At 47.9% G+C, this 23,960-nt stretch carries 19 protein-coding genes and 1 pseudogene; 14 read left to right on the top strand and 6 right to left on the bottom strand.

What is annotated here, in order from left to right; all coding sequences use genetic code 11:
- Nucleotides 1-9 precede the first annotated feature (9 nt).
- From murD to lpxC, 8 genes are all read left to right on the top strand, one after another.
- Nucleotides 10-1,332: a UDP-N-acetylmuramoyl-L-alanine--D-glutamate ligase gene (gene murD, locus VOA_RS01595; protein ID WP_000376393.1), complete on the top strand. Its 1,323-nt coding sequence runs from the start codon at nt 10-12 to the stop codon at nt 1,330-1,332.
- Between the two features lie 16 nt (nt 1,333-1,348).
- Nucleotides 1,349-2,539, top strand: a complete 1,191-nt coding sequence (ftsW, locus tag VOA_RS01600) for a cell division protein FtsW (protein ID WP_032468387.1) — start codon at nt 1,349-1,351, stop codon at nt 2,537-2,539.
- The gene (murG, locus tag VOA_RS01605) at nt 2,532-3,593 is read left to right on the top strand and encodes an undecaprenyldiphospho-muramoylpentapeptide beta-N-acetylglucosaminyltransferase (protein WP_001043214.1); all 1,062 of its coding nucleotides are present in this window, start codon (nt 2,532-2,534) and stop codon (nt 3,591-3,593) included. Before ftsW ends, murG begins: the two co-directional genes overlap by 8 nt.
- Nucleotides 3,594-3,606: 13 nt before the next feature.
- Entirely contained in the window at nt 3,607-5,067 is a 1,461-nt protein-coding gene (gene murC, locus VOA_RS0118735) for a UDP-N-acetylmuramate--L-alanine ligase (protein ID WP_000152813.1), read from the top strand.
- Nucleotides 5,068-5,246: 179 nt separating this feature from the next.
- Complete coding sequence (locus VOA_RS01610) at nt 5,247-6,029, top strand: cell division protein FtsQ/DivIB (RefSeq protein WP_000608984.1); 783 nt, start codon at nt 5,247-5,249, stop codon at nt 6,027-6,029.
- Nucleotides 6,022-7,284, top strand: coding sequence for a cell division protein FtsA (ftsA, locus tag VOA_RS01615; RefSeq protein WP_000169468.1), 1,263 nt, complete (start codon nt 6,022-6,024; stop codon nt 7,282-7,284). Before VOA_RS01610 ends, ftsA begins: the two co-directional genes overlap by 8 nt.
- Before the next feature lie 30 nt (nt 7,285-7,314).
- Nucleotides 7,315-8,511, top strand: coding sequence for a cell division protein FtsZ (ftsZ, locus tag VOA_RS01620; RefSeq protein WP_000462810.1), 1,197 nt, complete (start codon nt 7,315-7,317; stop codon nt 8,509-8,511).
- Between the two features lie 97 nt (nt 8,512-8,608).
- A complete protein-coding gene (gene lpxC, locus VOA_RS01625; protein ID WP_000621103.1) occupies nt 8,609-9,526 on the top strand; it encodes a UDP-3-O-acyl-N-acetylglucosamine deacetylase in 918 nt (305 codons plus the stop codon).
- 106 nt (nt 9,527-9,632) lie between these two features.
- Here lpxC and VOA_RS01630 read toward each other — a convergent pair whose 3' ends face one another.
- Entirely contained in the window at nt 9,633-10,106 is a 474-nt protein-coding gene (locus VOA_RS01630) for a DUF721 domain-containing protein (RefSeq protein WP_001204643.1), read from the bottom strand.
- Nucleotides 10,107-10,460: 354 nt separating this feature from the next.
- On the opposite strand from VOA_RS01630, the gene secA reads away from it, so the two are divergent.
- The 3 genes from secA to dapB all read left to right on the top strand — a co-directional run bounded on the left by secA (nt 10,461) and on the right by dapB (nt 14,644).
- Nucleotides 10,461-13,172: a preprotein translocase subunit SecA gene (gene secA / locus VOA_RS01635; RefSeq protein ID WP_000628947.1), complete on the top strand. Its 2,712-nt coding sequence runs from the start codon at nt 10,461-10,463 to the stop codon at nt 13,170-13,172.
- Between the two features lie 149 nt (nt 13,173-13,321).
- The gene (gene mutT / locus VOA_RS01640; protein ID WP_000821176.1) at nt 13,322-13,720 is read left to right on the top strand and encodes an 8-oxo-dGTP diphosphatase MutT; all 399 of its coding nucleotides are present in this window, start codon (nt 13,322-13,324) and stop codon (nt 13,718-13,720) included.
- A gap of 114 nt (nt 13,721-13,834) precedes the next feature.
- Entirely contained in the window at nt 13,835-14,644 is an 810-nt protein-coding gene (gene dapB / locus VOA_RS01645) for a 4-hydroxy-tetrahydrodipicolinate reductase (protein WP_000251584.1), read from the top strand.
- Between the two features lie 88 nt (nt 14,645-14,732).
- On the opposite strand, the pseudogene VOA_RS20455 reads toward dapB, so the two are convergent.
- Nucleotides 14,733-14,861: pseudogene (locus VOA_RS20455) on the bottom strand (1-deoxy-D-xylulose 5-phosphate reductoisomerase).
- A gap of 266 nt (nt 14,862-15,127) precedes the next feature.
- On the opposite strand from VOA_RS20455, the gene carA reads away from it, so the two are divergent.
- From carA to VOA_RS01660, 3 genes are all read left to right on the top strand, one after another.
- The gene (carA, locus tag VOA_RS01650; RefSeq protein WP_000045137.1) at nt 15,128-16,267 is read left to right on the top strand and encodes a glutamine-hydrolyzing carbamoyl-phosphate synthase small subunit; all 1,140 of its coding nucleotides are present in this window, start codon (nt 15,128-15,130) and stop codon (nt 16,265-16,267) included.
- Between the two features lie 16 nt (nt 16,268-16,283).
- Nucleotides 16,284-19,514 (top strand): carbamoyl-phosphate synthase large subunit, encoded by a 3,231-nt coding sequence (gene carB, locus VOA_RS01655; RefSeq protein WP_001126445.1) that lies wholly within the window; start codon nt 16,284-16,286, stop codon nt 19,512-19,514.
- A 217-nt stretch (nt 19,515-19,731) separates the two neighbouring features.
- Nucleotides 19,732-20,517: a TSUP family transporter gene (locus VOA_RS01660; RefSeq protein ID WP_000423587.1), complete on the top strand. Its 786-nt coding sequence runs from the start codon at nt 19,732-19,734 to the stop codon at nt 20,515-20,517.
- Here the strand turns inward: VOA_RS01660 and VOA_RS0118725 are convergent.
- From VOA_RS0118725 to VOA_RS01675, 4 genes are all read right to left on the bottom strand, one after another.
- Nucleotides 20,447-21,307, bottom strand: a complete 861-nt coding sequence (locus VOA_RS0118725; RefSeq protein WP_000923504.1) for a LysR family transcriptional regulator — start codon at nt 21,305-21,307, stop codon at nt 20,447-20,449. The genes VOA_RS01660 and VOA_RS0118725 overlap by 71 nt on opposite strands.
- Before the next feature lie 154 nt (nt 21,308-21,461).
- Nucleotides 21,462-22,082, bottom strand: a complete 621-nt coding sequence (locus tag VOA_RS01665) for a TRIC cation channel family protein (RefSeq protein WP_000370507.1) — start codon at nt 22,080-22,082, stop codon at nt 21,462-21,464.
- Between the two features lie 82 nt (nt 22,083-22,164).
- Nucleotides 22,165-22,995 (bottom strand): vitamin B12 ABC transporter substrate-binding protein BtuF, encoded by an 831-nt coding sequence (btuF, locus tag VOA_RS01670; protein ID WP_000960251.1) that lies wholly within the window; start codon nt 22,993-22,995, stop codon nt 22,165-22,167.
- Complete coding sequence (locus VOA_RS01675; protein WP_000447415.1) at nt 22,996-23,949, bottom strand: cobalamin biosynthesis family protein; 954 nt, start codon at nt 23,947-23,949, stop codon at nt 22,996-22,998. It abuts the gene before it with no gap.
- Nucleotides 23,950-23,960: the final 11 nt, after the last annotated feature.

The raw sequence follows: 23,960 nt of genomic DNA, 5'->3' as shown, positions 1-23,960 counted from the left end.
TAAATTTCAATGGACCGTTGGCAAGGCATACAGCATGTGGTCGTTGTAGGGCTCGGGATTACCGGGCTCTCTGTCGTTAATTATCTGCGAAAATATCACCCGTTAGTGACCGTGCAGGTCATTGATACCCGTGCAACTCCTCCGGGGCAAGAGCAGCTTTCGTCTGACGTTGCACTGTATCGTGGTGGTTGGAATCTTGAGTGGTTACTCAGTGCCGATTTGGTGGTGACTAACCCGGGCATTGCGTTGGCGACTGCTGAGATTCAACAAGTGCTTGCGGTAGGGATTCCCGTGGTCGGTGATATTGAGCTGTTTGCATGGCATGTGGATAAGCCTGTCATTGCAATCACTGGTTCGAATGGCAAAAGTACCGTAACCGATTTGAGTGGCGTACTGGCCAATGCAGCAGGAGTGAAGGCCGCGGTAGGCGGCAACATTGGCGTGCCTGCGCTGGATTTGATTTCTCCAGACGTTGAACTGTATGTACTTGAGCTATCAAGCTTCCAATTAGAAACTACCTCTAGCCTAAAACTGAAAGCGGCCGCGTTTCTCAATCTTTCTGAAGATCATATGGATCGTTATCAGGGGATGGAGGATTACCGCCAGGCCAAACTGCGCATTTTCGGTCATGCCGAAACCGCAGTCGTGAATGCCGATGATACTCAAACTTTCCCTGACCGCGCGGCGCATCTGCAAGTGGTGACGTTTGGTGTCGAACACGCTGCACAATTTAGCGTTGCTCAACATCAAGGTCGCGAATATCTCTTTGCCCATGATGAAGCTGTAATGGCTTGTGACGAGCTAAGTTTGGTCGGCCGTCATAACGTGGCCAACGTACTCACAGTCTTAGCTTTGCTGGATTCAGCCGGAGTGAACTTCCGTTTAGCTTTGGATGCACTCAAGTCTTACACGGGTTTGACACACCGCTGCCAAGTGGTTGTCGATAATCACGGTATTAAATGGGTCAATGATTCTAAAGCGACCAACGTAGCAAGTACGCTGGCGGCTCTGTCAGGTCTTAAAATCGAAGGGCAACTCTATTTACTGGTCGGTGGGGTTGGTAAAGGTGCTGATTTCACACCACTTGCTCCCGTCTTAGCGACATTGCCCGTGCAGTTGTGCTGTTTTGGTGTGGATGGGGACAAGTTTATGCCGCTACATTCTTCTGCTCGTTTCTATGATTCGATGGAGAGCATTATTCGCTCGATTCGTCCACAGTTGAAAAGCGGCGATATGGTGCTGCTTTCTCCTGCTTGTGCGAGTTTTGATCAGTTTAAAAACTTCATGGCGCGTGGGGATATTTTTGCCCAACTCGCTCGGCAATACGCATAAGCGTTAGGTAAGTCACTTGTTTTTATCCCGATCTTTCACAAAACTGAGCCACTGGTTGAGAACTTCCTCACCAGAGGCGCTGTTTGACCGTCAATTGGTCTGGATTGCATTCGGCTTGATGCTGATTGGCCTCGTGATGGTGACATCAGCTTCGTTTCCAATCAGTTCACGCCTGACCGATCAACCTTTCCACTTTATGTTCCGCCAAGCCATCTTTCTGCTGCTAGCGATAGGGACCTCGAGTTTGGTTCTGCAAGTGCCCTTAGAGCGTTGGATGAAATACAGTTCATTACTGCTTGGTATCTCTTTCATATTACTGATTATTGTGTTGCTAGCGGGGAAGTCAGTGAATGGTGCATCACGTTGGATACCACTGGGTCTTTTTAACCTCCAACCCGCAGAAGTGGCCAAGTTGTCACTGTTCATTTTTATGTCCGGTTATCTGGTGCGTAAACATGATGAAGTTCGCCAGACGTTCTTTGGTGGCTTTTTAAAACCTATCATGGTGTTTGGTACGCTCGCGGTGTTGCTGCTTGGTCAGCCAGATTTAGGGACAGTGGTCGTGATGTTGGTGACACTGTTTGGCATGCTATTCATTGCGGGGGCTAAGCTATCCCAGTTTTTGGCTCTAGTGGTCGCTGGGGTGCTTGCAGTGGTCGCATTGATTGCCGCCGAACCTTATCGTGTACGCCGTGTGACCTCATTTCTGGATCCATGGGAAGATCCATTTGGTAGTGGCTATCAGCTCACTCAATCCTTGATGGCATTTGGTCGCGGTGAATGGTTTGGGCAAGGGTTAGGCAATTCGATTCAAAAACTCGAATATTTACCCGAAGCGCACACTGACTTTGTCTTCGCAGTATTGGCGGAAGAGCTAGGCTTTGTTGGTGTTGTGTTGGTATTGGTGCTGATTTTTAGCCTTGTATTGAAAGCGATCTTTATCGGCAAAAAAGCATTTCAACATGATCTGCAGTTTGGGGGGTATCTTGCTTTTGGTATCGGTATCTGGTTTGCCTTCCAAACTCTGGTTAACGTTGGGGCTGCCGCAGGTATGGTGCCCACCAAAGGTTTAACCTTGCCACTGATCAGTTACGGTGGTTCCAGTTTAATTATTATGTCAGTGGCGGTATCGATTCTGCTGCGAATTGATCATGAATGCCGTATTGCGGCCCGTCACACTCCAGAAGAAATTACAGCCGATGAATAAGAGTAAAAAGTTAATGGTGATGGCGGGTGGAACCGGCGGTCACGTGTTTCCTGGCTTAGCGGTTGCGAAACAACTACAGCAACAAGGTTGGCAGATCCGCTGGTTAGGCACCGCCGATCGTATGGAAGCCGAATTAGTCCCTAAACACGGTATAGACATTGACTTTATTCAGGTCAAAGGGCTGCGTGGTCAAGGGCTTGTACGTTTGCTTAAAGCGCCTTTTCAAATCGTGAACGCGATTTTACAAGCGCGACGTCATTTACTGGCTTATAAGCCAGATGCCGTGCTAGGCATGGGGGGATATGTAAGCGGCCCTGGTGGGATTGCTGCTTGGTTGCTGGGTATTCCAGTGGTGTTGCATGAACAAAACGCTGTCGCTGGTCTGACTAACCAATGGCTGGCTAAAATTGCTCGCCGTGTGTTTCAAGCTTTTCCGGGCGCATTTGCGAATGCACCGGTAGTTGGAAACCCTGTGCGCCAAGATGTGGTGCAACTTACTGCACCAGAGCAACGTTTTGCGCTGCGTAGTGGTGCGATCCGAATTTTGGTAATGGGCGGCAGCCAAGGCGCTCGCATTTTGAATCAAACTATGCCAGCGGTAATGGCAGCGCTAGGTGAGGGTTATGAAATCCGCCATCAAGCAGGAAAACACAACCAACAAGACGTCGCAGAGGCTTATGCGGCAGCTGATGTTGTAGACGCACAAGTTACCGAATTTATCGATGATGTAGCCGAAGCTTACGCTTGGGCGGATTTGCTGATTTGCCGTTCAGGAGCGCTGACGGTTTCTGAAATTTCTGCTGCGGGCGTTGGTGCGATTTTTATTCCCTTCATGCACAAAGATCGCCAACAAGCCCTGAATGCTGACCATTTAGTGGCATGTGGTGCTGCAAAAATGATTGAACAGCCAGAGTTGAGTGTGGAAAAACTTACTCAAATGGTACGTGAATTGGATCGCCTACAACTTTTGACGATGGCACAGAAAGCACGCCAAGCTGCGAAGCTTGATGCTGACAAGGTGGTGGCGCAAGCGATCATCGCCATGACGGAATAACGAGAACAGAATTATGACGATTAAACATACCCAAGACCTCGCACAAATTCGCGCTATGGTGCCAGAGATGCGCCGTGTTAAAGCGATCCACTTTATCGGTATCGGTGGTGCAGGTATGAGTGGGATTGCTGAAGTGCTGCTCAATGAAGGCTATCAAATTTCAGGCTCGGATCTGGCGGCCAATGCGGTGACAGAACGTCTGGCTCAAAAAGGAGCAACGATCTTTATTGGCCATGAAGCGCAAAATATTGAGCGTGCAAGTGTAGTGGTCGTATCCACCGCCATTAACGAACTGAATCCAGAAATCCAAGCCGCGCGTGAAAAGCGTATCCCTATTGTGCGCCGCGCCGAAATGCTAGCCGAGCTAATGCGTTTCCGCCACGGTATCGCGGTCGCCGGAACGCACGGTAAAACCACTACAACAGCACTGGTGACACAGATTTACTCTGAAGCAGGGCTCGATCCTACATTTGTGAATGGTGGACTAGTTAAAAGTGCTGGGACCAATGCGCGCTTAGGTTCTAGCCGTATTTTGATCGCTGAAGCAGATGAGAGTGATGCTTCATTCCTGCATCTGCAACCTATGGTGACCATTGTCACCAATATCGAAGCCGATCATATGGATACTTACGGTGGCGATTTCGAAAACCTCAAACAGACCTTTATCGACTTTCTGCATAACCTGCCTTTTTACGGCCAAGCGATTTTGTGTATTGATGATCCAGTGATTCGTGAGCTTATTCCGCGTGTTAGCCGCCAAGTGATCACTTATGGATTCTCAGAAGATGCCGATGTGCGTATTGAAAATTACCGCCAGAATGGTCAGCAGGGCCAATTTACCGTGGTACGTAAAGGCAAAGCGAATTTAGAGATCACATTGAATATTCCTGGGCGCCATAATGCACTCAATGCTTCGGCGGCTATTGCAGTCGCGACCGAAGATGACATTAGCGATGAAGCGATTTTACGTGCCATGGCCAATACCCAAGGCACAGGCCGTCGTTTTGATCATCTAGGTGAGTTTGAAACTGGTAACGGTGTTGCTATGTTGGTGGATGATTACGGTCACCATCCAACCGAAGTGGATGTCACCATCAAAGCCGCGCGTAATGGCTGGGCTGAAAAACGTTTAGTGATGATTTTCCAGCCGCATCGTTACACACGAACTCGCGATCTGTATGACGATTTTGCCAACGTACTTGAGCAAGTCGATGTGCTGATCATGCTAGATGTGTATTCAGCGGGAGAGAAGCCAATTGCTGGTGCTGATGGTCGATCCTTGTGTCGTACGATTCGTAGCCGAGGTAAAATTGACCCGATCTTTGTGCCGGATAGCCAGACATTGCCTGCGGTGCTTGCCAATATCTTGCAAGAGGGTGACTTAGTATTGACGCAAGGCGCGGGTGATGTCGGGAAAGTAGCAAGGCATTTAGCGGCTCTTGAACTCAATATTGCGAACATGCAACAGATATAAGCAACCGAAAGGTTGTCTCATTGGTGAATTCCTTGGTATCAAGCCCAGATTTCTGATGTTGGGTATTTGATACTTTGGATCACCTCAGTATAATCCGGAGGTTAAAGTCATTGCTTTTACCTCTATGACGCAACGAAATAGGGAATCAAATTGCCAGTCGTTAACAGGAACACCGGGCTTTGATCAACAAGGTACTTTTAGAAGGCCGTAGAATCACCCGCTCACCACAAGTGAAACAACATGCCTGTGGTGCGAGTTTTTTTCTGGTGGTGCTATTGCTGATAGGTGGTTTGCTGTATTCGACGATCAGTTGGATGTGGGACGAACAACGTCTTCCTCTCTCGAAACTCGTTTTACAGGGTGACTTACAATATGTTTCCTCCCTCGATGTGCAACGAGTATTAGCTCGCTTGGATCATATCGGAACATTTATGTCGCAAGATATTAATGTTCTACAAGAGAGTGTACAGTCGATCCCATGGGTATCTCATGCATCGATTAGGAAGCAGTGGCCTGATACGATTAAAGTTTATTTAACTGAATATCAGGTCGAAGCGCTATGGAATGCCAATGCGTTATTAGATAAAAATGGCACGGTATTTTATGGTGATATTGCGCAAGTAAAAGGCGAATACGTTAAATTATATGGACCTGATGGCACTGCGCCGCAGGTATTAAAAGCGTGGCGAGATTTCAACCCGAAATTTGCTCAGTTAGGTTTAAATATCTCCTCATTAGTATTAAATGAGCGACGAGCTTGGCAAATAATTCTCGACAATGGTATTCGTCTGGAATTGGGAAAAGAGTCATTAGAAGAGCGAATATCGCGATTCTTTTTACTTTATAAACAATTAGGTAATAAAGCTGAACAAGTCAGCTATATCGACCTCAGGTATGATACTGGAGCTGCGGTAGGTTGGTTCCCTGAACAAGAGTTAACACAAGAGAAAAACGATGACTAAGACTGTCGATGACAACATTGTTGTTGGTCTGGACATAGGCACTGCCACCGTCTCCGCTCTCGTGGGTGAAATACTCCCTGATGGTCAAATTAATATTATTGGTGCGGGTAGTAGCCCATCCCGCGGGATGGATAAAGGCGGCGTTAACGATCTTGAATCGGTAGTGAAATCGGTTCAACGTGCGATTGATCAAGCCGAAATGATGGCGGAATGTAAAATCAGCCAGGTATTCCTTTCGATTTCAGGTCGACACATTGCCAGTCGCATTGAGAAAGGAATGGGGACAATTTCAGATGAAGAAGTCTCTCAAGAAGATATGGATCGCGCGATCCATACAGCAAAATCAATCAAAATTGGTGAAGAACAACGCATTCTGCATGTTATTCCGCAGGAATTCACCATAGATTATCAGGAAGGCATCAAGAACCCACTCGGTTTATCTGGGGTTCGCATGGAAGTGAGTGTGCACCTGATCACTTGCCATAATGATATGGCAAGAAACATCATTAAAGCAGTTGAACGCTGTGGGCTAAAAGTTGAACAATTAGTCTATTCAGGCCTAGCGGCTAGCAACGCGGTGATTACGGAAGATGAGCGCGAGCTCGGTGTCTGCGTGGTTGATATTGGTGCGGGCACCATGGATATCGCGATCTGGACAGGTGGCGCATTGCGTCACACTGAGGTTTTTTCGTACGCTGGAAATGCCGTCACGAGTGATATTGCCTTTGCTTTTGGTACGCCAGTCAGTGATGCGGAAGAAATCAAAGTAAAATATGGCTGTGCGCTGAGTGAATTAGTCAGCAAAGATGACACGGTGAATGTTCCCAGTGTTGGTGGACGTCCATCGAGAAGTTTGCAACGCCAAACCTTGTCGGAAGTCATCGAGCCTCGCTACACTGAGCTGATGGGCTTGGTCAATCAGACTGTGGATTCGGTACAAGAATCCCTGCGTAAAGATGGTATCAAGCATCATCTGGCAGCCGGAGTGGTGTTAACCGGCGGCGCAGCACAAATTGAAAGTTTAGTAGAATGCGCAGAGCGCGTATTCCGCAATCAAGTTAGGGTGGGTAAGCCGCTTGAAGTGAGTGGGCTTACCGACTACGTAAAAGAGCCGTATCATTCTACGGCAGTGGGATTACTTCATTACGCAAGAGATAGTCAAATCAGCGATGATACTGAATATCAAGAACCAAAACGTCCTTCAATGACGGGGTGGGTCGGCCGCTTGCGCAACTGGATACAAAAAGAGTTTTAACCTGAGAGACAGGAAAAACGGAGATAACACATGTTTGAACCGATGATGGAAATGTCTGACGATGCGGTAATCAAAGTCGTTGGAGTAGGTGGTGGCGGCGGTAACGCTGTTGAACACATGGTGCGTGAATCCATCGAAGGTGTGGAATTCATGAGTATCAATACTGATGCTCAGGCACTGCGCAAAACAAGCGTTGGTACTGTTATCCAAATTGGTGGCAATATCACCAAAGGTCTAGGCGCAGGTGCTAACCCACAAGTTGGCCGTGATGCAGCGCTAGAAGACAAAGAACGCATTAAAGAATTCCTTACTGGTGCCGATATGGTGTTTATCGCAGCAGGTATGGGTGGCGGTACAGGAACCGGAGCTGCCCCAGTGATTGCCGAAGTGGCAAAAGAGTTGGGCATTCTAACGGTTGCTGTGGTAACTAAACCTTTTAGCTTTGAAGGCAAAAAGCGTTTGGCTTTTGCTGAGCAGGGGATTGAAGAGCTATCTAAGCACGTTGATTCACTGATCACGATACCAAATGAAAAGCTGCTCAAAGTGTTAGGTCGTGGTATCACGTTACTGGAAGCCTTTGCGAGCGCGAACAACGTACTTAAAAATGCAGTGCAAGGCATCGCAGAGCTGATTACTCGCCCTGGCATGATTAACGTCGACTTTGCGGATGTACGCACCGTGATGTCGGAAATGGGTCATGCCATGATGGGTAGCGGTGTTGCAAGAGGTGAGGACCGTGCGGAAGAGGCCGCTGAAATGGCGATTTCTAGCCCACTACTGGAAGACATTGATCTTGCTGGTGCTCGTGGTGTTCTTGTGAACATCACCGCTGGTATGGATATGCGACTGGATGAATTTGAAACTGTAGGCAATACTGTTAAAGCTTTCGCTTCTGACAATGCAACAGTAGTGATCGGTACTTCGTTAGATCCAGATATGGCTGATGAAATCCGTGTAACGGTTGTGGCAACAGGTATTGGTACCGAGAAAAAACCTGATATTACGTTAGTGGCAGGTGGTAAAGCTAAAGTTGCTGCTGTTTCAGCTCCTGCAGTGGCTCGTGTTGAAGAGAAATCGGCACAGCCTTTGCATGAAAGAGTTGAAGTCAAAACTCAACCAGCAGCAGCGCCTTCGCACTCTTCGGCAAGTCAGAGTGTCGCGCCAAAGCCAGAAAAAGAGAGCGGATATTTAGATATTCCAGCTTTCCTGAGACGTCAAGCTGACTAAAATATCAGCACAATTTGACAGTGTTCAAAATTCTGGTAGGATGTCGGTCGGTGTTGTGCCGACCGTGCATTGTGGCTAAAAAAATCGAGGCAACTAGATGATCAGACAACGTACTCTTAAAGAAATAGTGAAAACAACTGGGGTGGGTTTACACTCTGGTCGTAAAGTTACGCTGACTCTTCGCCCAGCCGCAGCCAATACGGGGATCGTGTATCGCCGTACTGACGTCAACCCACCGGTTGATTTTCCTGCCGATCCGGCATCTGTGCGTGACACAATGCTTTGCACCGCTTTGGTGAATGATCAAGGCGTGCGCATTTCAACGGTTGAGCACCTGAATGCAGCTTTAGCTGGCATGGGTATCGATAACGCGATTATCGAAGTGGATGCGCCTGAAATCCCGATCATGGATGGTAGTGCTAGTCCCTTTGTTTATCTACTGCAACAAGCAGGTATTGAAACGCTGAATGCACCAAAACGCTTCATCCGCATTAAGAAGCCTGTACGCATTGAAGACGGTGATAAATGGGCTGAATTTGTGCCATTTAACGGCTTCCGTATGGATTTCGAAATCGAATTCAATCACCCAGCGATTGAAGGCGATGATCAGCGTCTTGTGTTTGATTTCTCCTCACAAGGTTTTGTGAAAGAAATTTCTCGTGCGCGTACTTTTGGTTTCATGCGTGATATTGAATATCTGCAGTCTCAAAACCTCTGCTTAGGTGGTAGTTTTGATTGTGCGATCGTTTTGGACGATTATCGTATCCTGAACGAAGAAGGCTTGCGTTTCGATAACGAATTTGTGACTCACAAAGTATTGGATGCGATTGGTGACTTGTACATGGCTGGTCATGCGATTGTTGGTGAGTTCCGTGCTTATAAATCAGGTCACGGTTTGAATAACCAACTGCTGCGTGCAGTGTTGGCTGATCAAGAAGCATGGGAATGGGCGACCTTCGAAGAAGAAGTGGGTTCACCAGTTGCTTTTGCTGAGCCGAACATGGTGCTGGCGTAAGCCATTCATAAAGAACAAGCATAATAAAGCCAGACTGATGTCTGGCTTTATTTTTTCTTTTAAATTCAATTGTATTGAAGTGGGGGGCTAGATAAGTTCAACCTTCTCACTCGTCTTTTTGATTGGCTTTCGCTAAACGTGCCAAGCTTTGTAAGCGTTTTTTCACTTTATCTGAGGCTTGATCGGCAACCGCGAGCAGTACATGAGCGGCATTTTCAGATAAAGGTGGGCGAGGATTTGCCGTCGAGGCCTCTCCAGAAGGCTGTTTGGTCTGCCGATACAGCTCTGGGTTGACTCGTACCTCGATGCTGATCAAATGGCCAAATCCGTTTTGCCGTAACTGAGTCAGAATGTGTAATCGCTCATAATCCACTTTCATTTTAAGTGCTGCACTCGCGGCTTCGAGTACCAAATTTCCCCCTCGTACATTTGCAGCGCGCACTTGTGCTTTTAACCCTTTGGGTAGGATTTCTTGTAATTGGCGATTGATCTGCAAAATAGCTTTAGCATGTTCTTGGATCTGTTTGAGTTTGGATGCCTGAATCAAGTCATCAGTGGCCGTCGGTCGATGATCTCGCATCGGACTCTCCTTTGATTGGGGGGACGGTTATTCTAGCGCGCTTCTTAGCGCATCGAAACGTACATCTTAGATTGCATCGTTCCTTTAAAAAGCAGCAGAAACCTTGTAAACATTGGGCTTAGTGCACAAAACCGCAAGCTCGTATTCAACAAATCATCGAGAACCTTGGTTGTTGAGACAAAAATTCCTTAAACTAGGCAGCACTTAATTAACTGCGTGCCTTGAAAATAAACGCTGTCATCACAATATCTCACACAGATGACTTATCTCAGTACCCTTAGTGGAAAATAGGTAGAGACTAAAGACATTCCAAGGTCGATAGACAGCGATTTAGCACAGAGAGATTCACTACAAATGATAACTAAGCTACTGACAAAGGTGATTGGCAGTCGCAATGACCGCACACTGCGCCGTTTACGCAAGATTGTAAAAGAGATTAATAACTACGAACCTGCCTTTGAAGTTCTCTCCGATGAAGAGCTAAAAGCCAAAACAGTAGAATTTCGTCAACGTATTGAACAAGGTGAAAACCTAGACCAACTTCTACCAGAAGCGTTCGCGACCGTTCGTGAAGCCTCTAAGCGTGTGTTTGGTATGCGCCATTTCGATGTACAGCTGATTGGCGGTATGGTGCTGCATGGTGGTCAAATTGCTGAGATGCGTACCGGTGAAGGTAAAACCTTAACTGCAACGCTTGCAGCTTACCTGAATGCTCTACCTGGCAAAGGTGTACATATTGTTACGGTCAACGATTACTTGGCCAAACGTGATGCGGAAACCAATCGAGCTCTCTTCGAATTTCTAGGCATGACGGTGGGTGTCAACGTTCCAAACATGCCGCAACCTGCTAAAAAAGAAGCCTATCAAGCGGATATTTTGTACGGAACCAATAACGAATTTGGTTTTGACTATTTGCGCGATAACATGGCATTCCGCCCTGAAGATCGGGTGCAACGCGCCCGCTTCTTCGCAGTTGTCGATGAGGTGGACTCAATTTTAATTGATGAAGCTCGTACTCCGCTGATTATTTCTGGTCCTGCGGAAGACAGTTCTGATCTCTACATTCGTATCAACAAACTGATCCCACAACTGCAAAAGCAAGACCAAGAAGACTCTGAAGAATACCGCGGTGATGGTCACTTCACGGTTGATGAAAAATCTAAGCAAGTACATCTGACCGAAACGGGTCAAGAGTTTGTTGAAGAACTGCTAGTGAAAAATGGCATGATGCAAGAGGGGGATACCCTTTACTCTCCTGCGAATATTAGCTTATTGCACCATGTTAATGCGGCGCTGCGTGCCCATGTGCTGTTTGAAAAGAACGTCGATTACATCGTGACACCGGATAATGAAGTGGTGATCGTTGATGAACACACTGGGCGTACCATGCCGGGGCGTCGTTGGTCCGATGGTCTGCACCAAGCGGTAGAAGCGAAAGAAGGGGTGAAGATCCAGAACGAAAACCAAACACTGGCATCGATTACTTTCCAAAACTTCTTCCGTTTGTATGAAAAACTATCAGGTATGACAGGTACAGCCGATACCGAAGCGTTCGAGTTCCAACAAATCTATGGTTTAGAAACGGTCGTTATCCCAACCAATAAACCTATGGTGCGTAATGATATGCCAGATGTGGTGTATCGTTCTGAAGCAGAAAAGTTTGCCGCGATCATTGAAGATATCAAACTTCGTGTTGAAAAAGGCCAACCGGTACTGGTCGGTACGGTTTCGATTGAAAAATCGGAATTACTGTCAAATGCGCTGAAAAAAGCGGGCATTAAACACAATGTTCTGAACGCGAAGTTCCACGAAAAAGAAGCGGAAATTGTTGCCGAAGCGGGTAAGCCAGGTGCTGTGACTATCGCAACCAACATGGCGGGTCGTGGTACGGACATCGTGCTGGGTGGTAGCTGGCAAGCCAAAGTTGAGAAGTTAGAAAACCCAACCCAAGACCAGATCAATGAGATTAAAGCTGAATGGAAGCAAGTACACGATCAAGTGTTGCAAGCTGGCGGCCTACACATCATTGGTACTGAGCGTCACGAATCTCGCCGTATCGATAACCAGTTACGTGGTCGTTCTGGTCGTCAAGGGGATGCAGGTTCTTCACGTTTCTACCTCTCAATGGAAGATACGTTACTGCGTATTTTCACTTCCGACCGTATGGCGGCTTTGATCCAAAGTGGTATGGACGAAGGCGAAGCGATTGAATCAAAAATGCTCTCTCGCTCGATTGAAAAAGCACAACGCAAAGTAGAAGGTCGTAACTTCGATATCCGTAAACAGTTGCTAGAATACGATGACGTGGCGAACGATCAGCGTAAAGTGGTTTACGAATTGCGTGACGAGCTGATGAGCGCAGACGACATCAGCGACATGATCGCGCAAAACCGCGAAGATGTGCTCAATGCGGTGATGGATGAGTACATTCCGCCACAATCTCTGGAAGATATGTGGGATATCAAAGGATTGGAAGAACGCTTGAAGAACGATTTCGATCTGCCACTGCCGATCCAATCTTGGTTAGATGCTGACAACAAGCTGTATGAAGAAGCGCTACGTGAGCGCATCATCGAACAAGCAGTTGAGGTTTACAAAGCCAAAGAGCAAGCGGTTAGTCCTGCGGTGATGCGTAACTTTGAAAAATCTGTGATGCTACAAACGCTTGATACTCTTTGGAAAGAGCATTTGGCGGCGATGGATCACTTGCGCCAAGGTATCCATCTACGTGGCTATGCGCAGAAGAACCCTAAACAAGAGTACAAGCGTGAATCGTTTGAACTGTTTGAGGAACTGCTTGAAACATTGAAATCCGATGTGATCACCGTGTTGTCAAAAGTTCGTGTTCAGCAGCAAGAAGAAGTTGAACGAATGGAAGCTCAGCGCCGTGCTCAAGCTGAAGAAGCGGCGCGTCATGCGCACGCACAACACGCAAGTGTTGATGAAGCTGAGCAAGAGGAGTCGAACCAACCTATGGTGCGTGATGAGCGTAAAGTGGGGCGTAACGAACCTTGTCCATGCGGTAGCGGTAAAAAATACAAACAGTGTCACGGGCAAATTAACTAAGCCAGTTTCACCTTATCAAATAAAAGAGTCGCTAAGGCGACTCTTTTTATACCCAAACAACTTGAAGTTGCAGCCAACATCGCTGCGGCTTCGAGTAGGAAGGGTATAGAACTGAAATTCACGTCAGCCAGAAATACAGGAGTCGCCCCTTGAAACGCATCCATATTGTTGCAGGGATCATCTTCAATTCAGATCAGAGCGAAATTTTCATCACCAAGCGTCCAGACCATCTGCATAAAGGCGGTTTTTGGGAGTTCCCCGGTGGTAAGGTGGAAGCTGGGGAAAGCCGAGAGCAAGCCATGATTCGCGAGCTTGACGAAGAGATTGGTATAACAGTGACGGAACAACAACCATTCCAACACTTTGATTATGACTACACAGATAAATCGTTGAGCTTTGATTTTATGTTGGTTACTGCTTTTGAAAATCAACCTCATGGCCGTGAAGGTCAGCAAGGTGGTTGGGTGAAAATTGCCGATTTGGCTAATTACCGTTTTCCTGAGGCGAATGAACCGGTACTGCATCAAGTCATTGCTCAGTTTGGTTAAGTGGATTTTTCCGTGCTCGGTAAAGTTGTCAGGCTAGCCAGAGTGGAAGATAGTTGGTAGTTTAAGTCTACAAATTGGAACTGCCTTAAGGCAGTGGAGAATGGAGACAGCAAGATGGTTAGAATTGCGATTGCGGGTGCCGCAGGACGTATGGGACGCAATCTGGTAAAAGCAACACACCAGAATCCGCTTTCCGAATTGGGCGCGGGCTCTGAGCGTCCAGAATCCTCATTAGTGGGCGTTGATATTGGTGAGCTGTGTGGTATCGGTAAACAAGGTATTGTTTTAGTCGATAACCTAGAGCAAGCCGTTGAACAGTTTGATGTGATTATTGATTTCACTGCGCCCGCCAGCACCTTGGCTAACTTAGCCTTGTGTGAGCTGCATGGTAAAAAACTGGTGATTGGCACAACGGGCTTTACCGATGCTCAGCGCCAAACTATTGAACAAGCAGCAAAGAAGATCCCGATTGTCATGGCACCCAACTACAGCGTTGGTGTCAACTTGGTGTTTAAACTGCTGGAAAAAGCCGCCAAAGTGATGGGTGACTACTGTGATATCGAAATCATTGAAGCTCATCATCGCCATAAAGTCGATGCGCCTTCTGGTACGGCAATTGGTATGGGTGAGGCAATCGCTCATGCGATGGGCAATCAACTGAGTGATGTAGCGGTGTACGCGCGAGAAGGGATCACTGGCGAGCGTTCACGCAATGAAATTGGTTTTGCCACAATTCGTGCGGGAGACATCATCGGTGAGCATACCGCCATGTTTGCCGATATTGGTGAGCGAGTGGAGATTACCCACAAAGCCACTGACCGAATGACGTTTGCCAATGGTGCGGTCAAAGCTGCCATTTGGCTCGCGCAGCAACCCGCCGGTTTCTACACCATGACCGATGTGCTCGGATTGAATGACCTCTAAATACATAATTATGCGCCAGCGAACTGCTGGCGTTTTTTTTTATCCTTAAAAGTTGATTAAAAATCTTCTCATCCATTCTTTGCTAAATTCAAGCTTGTTTTGTTGTTATTTTGGTTGTTTTGTGCTTGTTTTTTGGTTTTTGCTCCGTTTGTAACTAAAAACTTGGCCTATTAACGATTGCTTTATGTATGGTTGTTTTTTTGCCACCTATTTCCATTTTTAAAATGTTCTTTCTCACTGAGTGGGGGGTGAATAGACAAGAATGACTGAGTAAAGATGTTTTTTTGATGGTTTTGATGAATAAATTCATCAGAGTCTCGTAAAGATAAATTAAATTTTCAGACTTGTGTTGACAGTCTTCGATCACATCCCTAGAATATCGCCAATTTGTCTATAGCATCCTAATGCATGATTTAGTGGCTAATAGGAAGACGAATTTGCAAAATAATTTATTTTTTATGCATTTTTATTCTGGAGGTTGTCTTGAGTAAATCAGCACTGTTAGTCCTAGAAGATGGGACAGTGTTCCGCGGAGTGTCCATCGGGGCAGATGGTATTTCCGTCGGTGAAGTTGTTTTCAATACCTCGATGACGGGGTACCAAGAAATCCTCACTGATCCTTCTTATTCCCAGCAAATCGTTACTCTTACTTATCCTCACATTGGCAATACCGGAACCAACTCCGAAGACGAAGAATCCACTGCGATTCATGCTCAAGGCCTTGTGATTCGTGATCTCCCTCTTATCGCTTCTAACTTCCGCAGTGAACAATCCCTCTCTGATTACCTCAAATCGCAAAACATAGTCGGCATTGCTGATATTGATACCCGTAAGCTGACACGCCTCCTGCGTGAGAAAGGCGCACAAAACGGTTGTATCATGGCTGGCGATAAATTGGATGAGGCACTAGCACTGGCGAAAGCGAAAGAGTTTCCTGGCCTGAAAGGCATGGATCTCGCGAAAGTGGTTTCCACCAAAGAAGCGTATGCGTGGAAACAAGGCTCATGGACGCTAGAAGGCGGCCTACCTGAAGCGAAAGCGGACAGCGAACTGCCTTACCATGTTGTGGCTTACGATTTTGGTGCGAAGCGCAACATCCTACGCATGTTGGTGGATCGTGGTTGCCGCTTAACTGTGGTACCGGCGCAAACCTCAGCCGAAGACGTGCTCGCCCTTAATCCAGACGGTGTGTTTCTATCCAATGGCCCAGGCGACCCAGAGCCATGTACTTATGCGATTGAAGCCACACGCGTTTTCCTTGAGAAAAACATTCCTGTTTTTGGGATCTGTCTAGGTCACCAAATTCTGGCACTCGCCTCCGGCGCGAAAACAGTAAAAATGAAGTTCGGTCACCATGGTGCAAACCATCCAGTGAAAGATTTGGATCGCGGTGTGGTGATGATCACCTCACAAAACCACGGTTTTGCAGCCGATGAAGCGACTCTGCCTGACAACCTGCGTGCAACCCACAAATCGCTGTTTGATGGTTCACTGCAAGGGATTCATCGTACCGACAAGCCTGCATTCAGCTTCCAAGGCCACCCAGAAGCAAGCCCAGGTCCACACGATGCAGCACCGCTGTTTGACCACTTTATTGAACTGATTAAACAATTCCGCGCTTAATTTGGAGTAGTAGATAATGCCAAAACGTACTGACATTCAAAGCATCCTTATCCTTGGTGCGGGTCCAATTGTTATCGGTCAGGCTTGTGAGTTTGACTACTCAGGCGCGCAAGCGTGTAAAGCCCTGCGAGAAGAGGGTTACCGCGTTATTCTGGTTAACTCAAACCCTGCCACCATCATGACAGACCCAGAAATGGCTGATGCGACTTATATCGAGCCAATCCACTGGGAAGTCGTGCGTAAAATCATTGAAAAAGAGCGCCCAGATGCGATTTTGCCCACCATGGGCGGCCAGACTGCGCTGAACTGTGCGCTGGCACTGGAAAAACATGGCGTATTGGCTGAGTTTGGCGTGGAAATGATCGGCGCAACCGCCGACGCGATTGATAAAGCTGAAGACCGCTCACGCTTTGATAAAGCGATGAAATCAATCGGTCTGGAGTGTCCTCGCGCTGATACTGCGAAAAGCATGGAAGAAGCGTACAAAGTCCTCGATATGGTGGGTTTCCCATGTATCATCCGTCCTTCTTTCACTATGGGTGGCAGTGGCGGCGGTATTGCTTACAACCGTGAAGAGTTTGAAGAAATCTGTACTCGCGGTCTGGATCTTTCACCGACCAATGAACTGCTGATCGACGAATCGCTGATTGGTTGGAAAGAGTACGAGATGGAAGTGGTGCGTGATAAGAACGACAACTGCATCATCGTCTGTGCGATTGAAAACTTTGACCCAATGGGCATCCACACCGGTGACTCCATCACGGTTGCACCAGCACAAACACTGACTGACAAAGAATATCAAATCATGCGTAACGCCTCTTTGGCGGTACTGCGTGAAATCGGCGTAGAAACTGGTGGCTCAAACGTTCAGTTTGGTATCAACCCGAAAGATGGTCGCATGGTGATCATCGAGATGAACCCGCGTGTTTCTCGCTCTTCTGCTCTGGCTTCAAAAGCCACTGGTTTCCCAATTGCGAAAGTGGCGGCCAAGCTAGCGGTGGGCTTCACACTGGATGAGTTAATGAACGACATCACGGGCGGCGCAACGCCAGCATCGTTCGAACCCACCATCGACTACGTAGTGACTAAGATTCCTCGTTTCAACTTCGAAAAATTCGCCGGTGCCAATGACCGTCTGACTACACAAATGAAGTCAGTGGGTGAGGTGATGGCGATTGGCCGTAACCAACAAGAATCACTGCAAAAAGCATTGCGTGGCTTGGAAGTAGGTGCTGCTGGTCTGGATGAGAAAGTGGATCTAGACGCGCCTGACGCACTGACCAAAATTCGTTATGAGCTGAAAGAAGCAGGCGCAGAGCGTATTTGGTACATCGCGGATGCCTTCCGTGCTGGTATGTCAGTGGATGGGGTATTTAACCTGACCAACATTGATCGCTGGTTCCTAGTGCAAATCGAAGAACTGGTGAAGCTGGAAGCGGAAGTGAAAGCCGGTGGTTTTGCGGGCCTGAACCAAGACGTACTGCGTAAGATGAAGCGCAAAGGCTTCTCTGATGCGCGTCTGTCCAAACTGCTGGGCGTCAGCGAAAACGAAATCCGTCGCCTGCGTGACCAATACAACATCCACCCAGTGTATAAGCGTGTGGATACCTGCGCGGCAGAATTTAAGTCAGATACGGCTTACATGTACTCCACTTATGATGAAGAGTGTGAAGCCAGTCCGACTGACAAAGACAAGATCATGGTGCTGGGCGGTGGTCCAAACCGTATCGGTCAAGGTATCGAGTTTGACTACTGCTGTGTACACGCCGCGCTTGCCCTGCGTGAAGATGGTTACGAAACCATCATGGTTAACTGTAACCCAGAAACCGTATCAACCGATTACGACACCTCAGATCGCCTCTACTTTGAGCCTGTAACTCTGGAAGACGTGCTGGCTATCGTACGTGTTGAGAAGCCAAAAGGCGTGATCGTGCAGTACGGCGGTCAAACACCACTGAAACTGGCGCGCGCGCTGGAAGCGGCGGGTGTACCTGTGATTGGTACCAGCCCAGATGCGATTGACCGTGCTGAAGACCGTGAACGTTTCCAACAAGCGGTACAGCGTTTAGGCCTCAAACAGCCAGACAACGCGACCGTGACGGCAATCGAGCAAGCGATTGAGAAGTCGCGTGAAATCGGTTTCCCACTTGTGGTTCGCCCCTCTTATGTTCTGGGTGGTCGTGCGATGGAGATTGTGTACGATGAGCAAGATCTGCGTCGTTACTTCAACGAAGCGGTGAGCGTATCGAATGAATCACCAGTTCTGCTGGATCGCTTCCTTGATGATGCCACCGAAGTGGACGTGGATGCGATCTGTGACGGTGAGCGCGTCGTGATTGGCGGCATCATGGAGCACATCGAACAAGCGGGTGTTCACTCTGGTGACTCAGCCTGTTCTCTGCCGGCTTACACCTTGAGCCAAGAGATCCAAGACAAGATGCGTGAGCAAGTTGAGAAGCTGGCATTTGAATTGGGTGTTCGTGGTTTGATGAACATTCAGTTTGCGGTCAAAGACAACGAAGTTTACCTGATTGAAGTTAACCCACGTGCTGCGCGTACTGTGCCGTTTGTCTCCAAAGCAACCGGTGCACCGCTGGCGAAAATCGCGGCGCGCGTAATGGTTGGACAAACTCTTGAGCAACAAGGCTTCACCAAAGAGATCATTCCTCCTTACTACTCAGTAAAAGAAGTGGTTCTGCCGTTCAACAAGTTCCCAGGTGTTGACCCACTGCTTGGCCCTGAAATGCGCTCAACTGGTGAAGTGATGGGTGTTGGTGCGACGTTTGCTGAAGCGTACGCCAAAGCAGAATTGGGTAGTGGCTCTGTTTACCCTGAAGGTGGCCGTGCGCTGCTTTCGGTTCGTGAAGGTGACAAACAACGTGTGGTGGATCTGGCTTCTAAGCTAGTGAAACTGGGTTACCAGTTGGATGCCACTCATGGTACAGCGGTGATTCTGGGCGAAGCGGGCATCAACCCACGACTGGTCAACAAAGTGCATGAGGGTCGTCCACATATTCTGGACCGTATCAAGAACCACGAGTACACCTACATTGTGAACACGGCTTCTGGTCGTCAAGCGATTGAAGACTCAAAAGTGCTGCGTCGTGGTGCTCTGTCACACAAAGTGAACTACACCACGACACTGAATGCTGCGTTTGCTACTTGTATGGCACACACAGCAGATGCCAAAGCATCGGTCACTTCAGTGCAAGAGCTGCATGCGCGTGTAAAAGCTAGCCAAGCTTAATTGGTATTACAACAAGAGAGGCTCAAGGCCTCTCTGACAACCTCTTTGCCCGCTCGTCAGCGGGCTTTTTTATTTTTGAATCTCCCCGATCTTTGCATATGTCATCCTGAATGTTGATTGATGAAAAATGGGAATAGGTTGTCGTCTTGTGTTTCGCTGTTTTCACTTTTTCAGCAGTGTTACTGTTGAGTTTTATTGTTCAATGCGTTGATAAAAAATGGAACTTTCACTGGAAGTATTAGGCCTGCTGTTTTTGGTGGCAGGGATTGCAGGATTCATTGATGCTATGGCAGGCGGTGGCGGTTTGCTGACCTTGCCTGCTTTGCTTGCGGCAGGTGTGCCGCCAACACAAGCCTTAGCCACCAATAAGCTACAAAGTTCGTTTGGTAGCTTTTCTGCCACCCTCTATTTTGTACGCAAAGGCGTTGTGAGCCTGAAAGCGATGCGACTGGCAATTGCTTGTACTTTCGTTGGTGCAGCGCTTGGCGCAGAAGCGGTGCAATATATTGATGCGACTTTGCTGACCAGCCTCATCCCCCTATTATTGCTCGGTATCTCGCTCTATTTCTTACTGGCACCGACAACAAAAAACCACAGTGGCCCAGCACCTTTATCCGAAACCGCTTTTGCTTTCACAGTGGGTTTTGGTATCGGTTTTTATGATGGTTTTTTTGGCCCCGGTACAGGCTCAATTTTTACCGTCTGCTTTGTGGCTTTGGGGCATTTTAGTTTGGTGGAAGCCACCGCTCGCACTAAGGTACTCAATTTTACGTCCAACATTGCCGCGTTGACCTTTTTCTTAATCGCGGGTTTACCCATCTGGCAAATTGGCTTAACTATGGCGGTCGGCGGATTTATCGGTGCTCGTATGGGCGCGAAAGTTGTGATCAGCAAAGGTCAGCGTTGGATTCGGCCTCTGGTGATCACCATGTCTATGTTGATGGCGCTAAAACTGCTTTGGGAACAGCATCATGCAGCGCTATTATCAATGCTTGGACTCTAGTAGTGCGATAACGACTGGCGCGCAGGCAAATATGAATTGGCCGACTGAGGTCGGCGAGTTCTTCAAAATCAAAGCAATAGTGTGGTTCAATTTTCAGTGTGCTCACTATCGATCGTGGCACTAGGGCTGGTAACATACCGCCGAGCGCGAGCTGCGCAGCCGCGGTGTAAGAGTCCATCTCCATCGCAGGACGAATACCTTGTTTGTGCAGCATGGCAGCTTGATAGGTGTTCGAGGGATTAGCTAAATCATTGGTAATCAACTCGCTTGGCAGTGAGTGCAGAGCTTCTTTGCTGACAACAGTAAAAGGTTCATCACCTAAATGGAAAGTTAATAAGCCATGATTGGCGGGTAGATAACCTGCACAAAATCCCAAGGTTGCTTTACCTGACTGCACATTTTCGACAATTCTTGGGGTGTGGTTGGTGGTGATCACAAGGTGCGGATCCTGCTGGCGATAGCGCCCCATCACCTCCCCAAGATAACCCGCTACCAAGGTTTCTGAGCAATCCATGCGAATGGGGGTATTGTCTTCCAGTGTTTGCTGCTCAAAGATCAGGCCATGTAACTCATTAAAGGTCGGGCCGATGCTAGCAATCAACTGTTCGGCATCAGCCGTTAATTTGATGTGTCTTCCCGCAGGAGCAATCAATTTCCTCCCCAGTTTTTTCTCTAAATTCGCAATGCGTTTACTGACCGCCGACTGGCTGATATAGAGCTGGCTACCGGTACGGCTCATGGTTTTTTCTTTGCTAAGTACCAGTAGGGTTTCAATACCTTCGAGTAACATGCTTTGATGACAAATAGGAATAGATGCTTTGAATTGTATGTGGAATTCAAAGTTAGGTCGTGCGTCAAGCTCACAAAGTCAGTTTAGGCTAAAGAAAGTAATGAATTTACGGAAGGAGTGCTCCCCACCGCTGGGCGATGGGGACCTAATTGAGCTATTTCGTCAGGGCAAAAGTGGGCAGAGAAAGATGCCAACGAATGGCACCAAGGCGGATGAGCAAAGTCGTGAACACGCCTGATAACAGAGCGGTTGAACTGCTATAACCCATCGCCAGTGCGGTAGTGTGGAAAATGCCACCGATAATACAGGCGGTTGCGTACACTTCACTGCGCAGCACCATAGGAATTTCTCGGGCGAGGACATCGCGGATAATTCCACCGCCGCAGCCCGTTATCACGCCCATAATGATCGCGATTAAAGCAGAATCTTGATAGATCAGCGCTTTTTCAACCCCGATCCCAACGAATACGGCTAAGCCGATCGCATCACTGACGGGCAGAATCCACCATGCGAGCCTCTTTGGACGGCGCACCAACAACATAGTCAGTGCACAGGTGATCATAATTACCCATAGGTAGTTGGTGTCTTTGATCCAAAATACCGGAGTGGCTCCCAATGCCATATCACGAATGGTTCCACCACCGATCGCAGTGACACTGGCCAGAACCATAATGCCAAACGGATCCATTTTTAGGCGCCCCGCTAAGAGCACTCCAGAAACTGCAAACACGGCAGTACCAAACATATCAATCAGATAAAGCAGAGAATTATCCAAAGCAGTCTCACTATCTATAGAACTATTAAAAGTATAGAGCGGGCAAATTGGGGCGAATTTTACGAGATTTTATCCACTAAAGTTACTGCTTTTGTGCAATTTTGAGGTACTGACACACTTGTTCAACCGCATCTAACGTTCTTGGTGTCGGGCGGTTTAGCCAGTCGGAATTGAGCGCCCAAACTTGTTCATTTTCTACCGCTTTGAGCTGAGTTTTCCACGTTTGCCACATATGACCATTCGCCATGGCATGGGGAGAGGTAAATATCACATCGGGTTGCTTCACCAGAACTTGCTCTATGCTTACTTGTGGATAAGGGGCGGCACTGTCGGCAAAGATATTTTGGCCACCACATAGATTAAAGACTTCGCTTGGCCAATATCCTTGAGCCAACGTAATGATCGGCTTTTCGCTGAGCTGATAGAAGAATCGGATAGGTTGATTGCCTGCATATTGCTCGTGCAATGCTTGTAAACGTTGTCGAAAGTCGTTAGCCGCTTTTTGACCAATCTCTGGATTAGTCGAATACTGACTGAGTGCTTCGATATTATTGGCAATTTCATCCAACGTTTTGGTTTGCGAATCGTAAATCGTGAAGCCGAGTTGGCGCAGTTTGGCCAATTCACGTGGTGGATTGCCTGCAGGCCAAGCGATGATCAAATCGGGTTTGAGCGTTAGGATTTTCTCGATGTTGATGGTTTGGTGATTGGCGACGTGCTCCAGTTTTAGCGCTTGTGGCGGATAGTCACTGTACTCGCTCACCGCAACTAACTTATCGCCCAAACCGGCGGCATAAGCAATTTCTGTCGCGTGAGGGGCAAGGCTGATGATGCGCTCGGCGGGAAAAGGCGCAGCCAATAAGCTTGGGGTAATGAACAAAAAAGTGCATGCGATGAGCCGGATAACAAGCATTTATACTCCGCGATAAATCAGTAGTAACAGTAAACTTTCTAGCGCTATCCAAACGAAGATACGCCATGCGATGAGTTTTTGGACTTGCGCAATATGAATCGCCGCAGGGGCGATGCGCCCGCCAATTTTGGCACGTACGCTTTTTTGCTCACCATAAATCGCAGGGCCGCCCAATGAGAGTTGTAATTTATTGCCAACGGCACACAGTAGCCAAGCGGGGCCTGGTAGTGGCCAACTACGACTTTGTTCTAGTACGGCTTTAAAAACGTTACCCGCTTGTTTGCCAGTGATGATGATTAAGCTAAATAAGCGTAGGGGGAGCCAATCGAGCACTGCGAGAACACGCACGGCAGGCAAACCGAAAGGTTGGTATGTCGCCCGAGATGGTGACCAAGCACGAGCCAATTCAGCGATTAAGAGATACATCAAAGCACCGCCGCCCCCGAACAAGCCATACCAAAACAGCACCCCAACCACATTGCGGCCAAATCCCATAACGAGAGTTTCAACGCCTGCTTTTCCAAGCCCAAGCGCTGAAAGCGTTGTGGTTTGACGGTTTACAAAAGGCTGCAGCAGAGAGCGTGCTTGCGGTTTGTCCTCTTTTGCTAGCGCTTGGGTGAGCTGAGTACCTAGCGTTTCTTGGCGTCGCCAATCCAAGGCGAGCAGCAGCAGTGCTAAATCAAACAGCTGTGGCTGCCAGACTAAGGGTTTGAGCGCCCAAAGCACCGCGATAGTTGGCAAAACCATTAATCCCCACGCGAGAGAGCCCGAAATGAGGTTTTGGGTGTCACTGGCTGGTGTATTGACCTTACTGGCTAGCAGTTCGGCAAACTTGTGCCACAAAGTGACAGGGTGTACTGCATGAGGAATCGGCAGCAGCAAATGAAATAAGAGGGCGCCCCACATCACGAGGAGCGCGCCATTGGCATAAAAGTGGGAAAACCCAGTTTCCATTAATCAGCTCG

This window comes from Vibrio sp. RC586, from assembly GCF_000176715.1.
Classification (GTDB): domain Bacteria; phylum Pseudomonadota; class Gammaproteobacteria; order Enterobacterales; family Vibrionaceae; genus Vibrio.
Note: the sequence above shows the minus strand (reverse complement) of the source record. Positions and strands in the feature narration are given on the sequence as shown.

Excerpts from the sequence above, each read along its gene's own strand:
- murG (WP_001043214.1), top strand. The coding sequence starts at position 2,532 with ATGAATAAGAGTAAAAAGTTAATGGTGATGGCGGGTGGAACCGGCGGT.
- secA (WP_000628947.1), top strand. The coding sequence starts at position 10,461 with ATGATAACTAAGCTACTGACAAAGGTGATTGGCAGTCGCAATGACCGC.
- dapB (WP_000251584.1), top strand. The coding sequence starts at position 13,835 with ATGGTTAGAATTGCGATTGCGGGTGCCGCAGGACGTATGGGACGCAAT.
- murC (WP_000152813.1), top strand. The coding sequence starts at position 3,607 with ATGACGATTAAACATACCCAAGACCTCGCACAAATTCGCGCTATGGTG.
- ftsZ (WP_000462810.1), top strand. The coding sequence starts at position 7,315 with ATGTTTGAACCGATGATGGAAATGTCTGACGATGCGGTAATCAAAGTC.
- murD (WP_000376393.1), top strand. The coding sequence starts at position 10 with ATGGACCGTTGGCAAGGCATACAGCATGTGGTCGTTGTAGGGCTCGGG.
- ftsA (WP_000169468.1), top strand. The coding sequence starts at position 6,022 with ATGACTAAGACTGTCGATGACAACATTGTTGTTGGTCTGGACATAGGC.
- carB (WP_001126445.1), top strand. The coding sequence starts at position 16,284 with ATGCCAAAACGTACTGACATTCAAAGCATCCTTATCCTTGGTGCGGGT.
- lpxC (WP_000621103.1), top strand. The coding sequence starts at position 8,609 with ATGATCAGACAACGTACTCTTAAAGAAATAGTGAAAACAACTGGGGTG.
- VOA_RS01660 (WP_000423587.1), top strand. The coding sequence starts at position 19,732 with ATGGAACTTTCACTGGAAGTATTAGGCCTGCTGTTTTTGGTGGCAGGG.
- btuF (WP_000960251.1), bottom strand. The coding sequence starts at position 22,995 with ATGCTTGTTATCCGGCTCATCGCATGCACTTTTTTGTTCATTACCCCA.
- VOA_RS01675 (WP_000447415.1), bottom strand. The coding sequence starts at position 23,949 with ATGGAAACTGGGTTTTCCCACTTTTATGCCAATGGCGCGCTCCTCGTG.
- VOA_RS01630 (WP_001204643.1), bottom strand. The coding sequence starts at position 10,106 with ATGCGAGATCATCGACCGACGGCCACTGATGACTTGATTCAGGCATCC.
- VOA_RS0118725 (WP_000923504.1), bottom strand. The coding sequence starts at position 21,307 with ATGTTACTCGAAGGTATTGAAACCCTACTGGTACTTAGCAAAGAAAAA.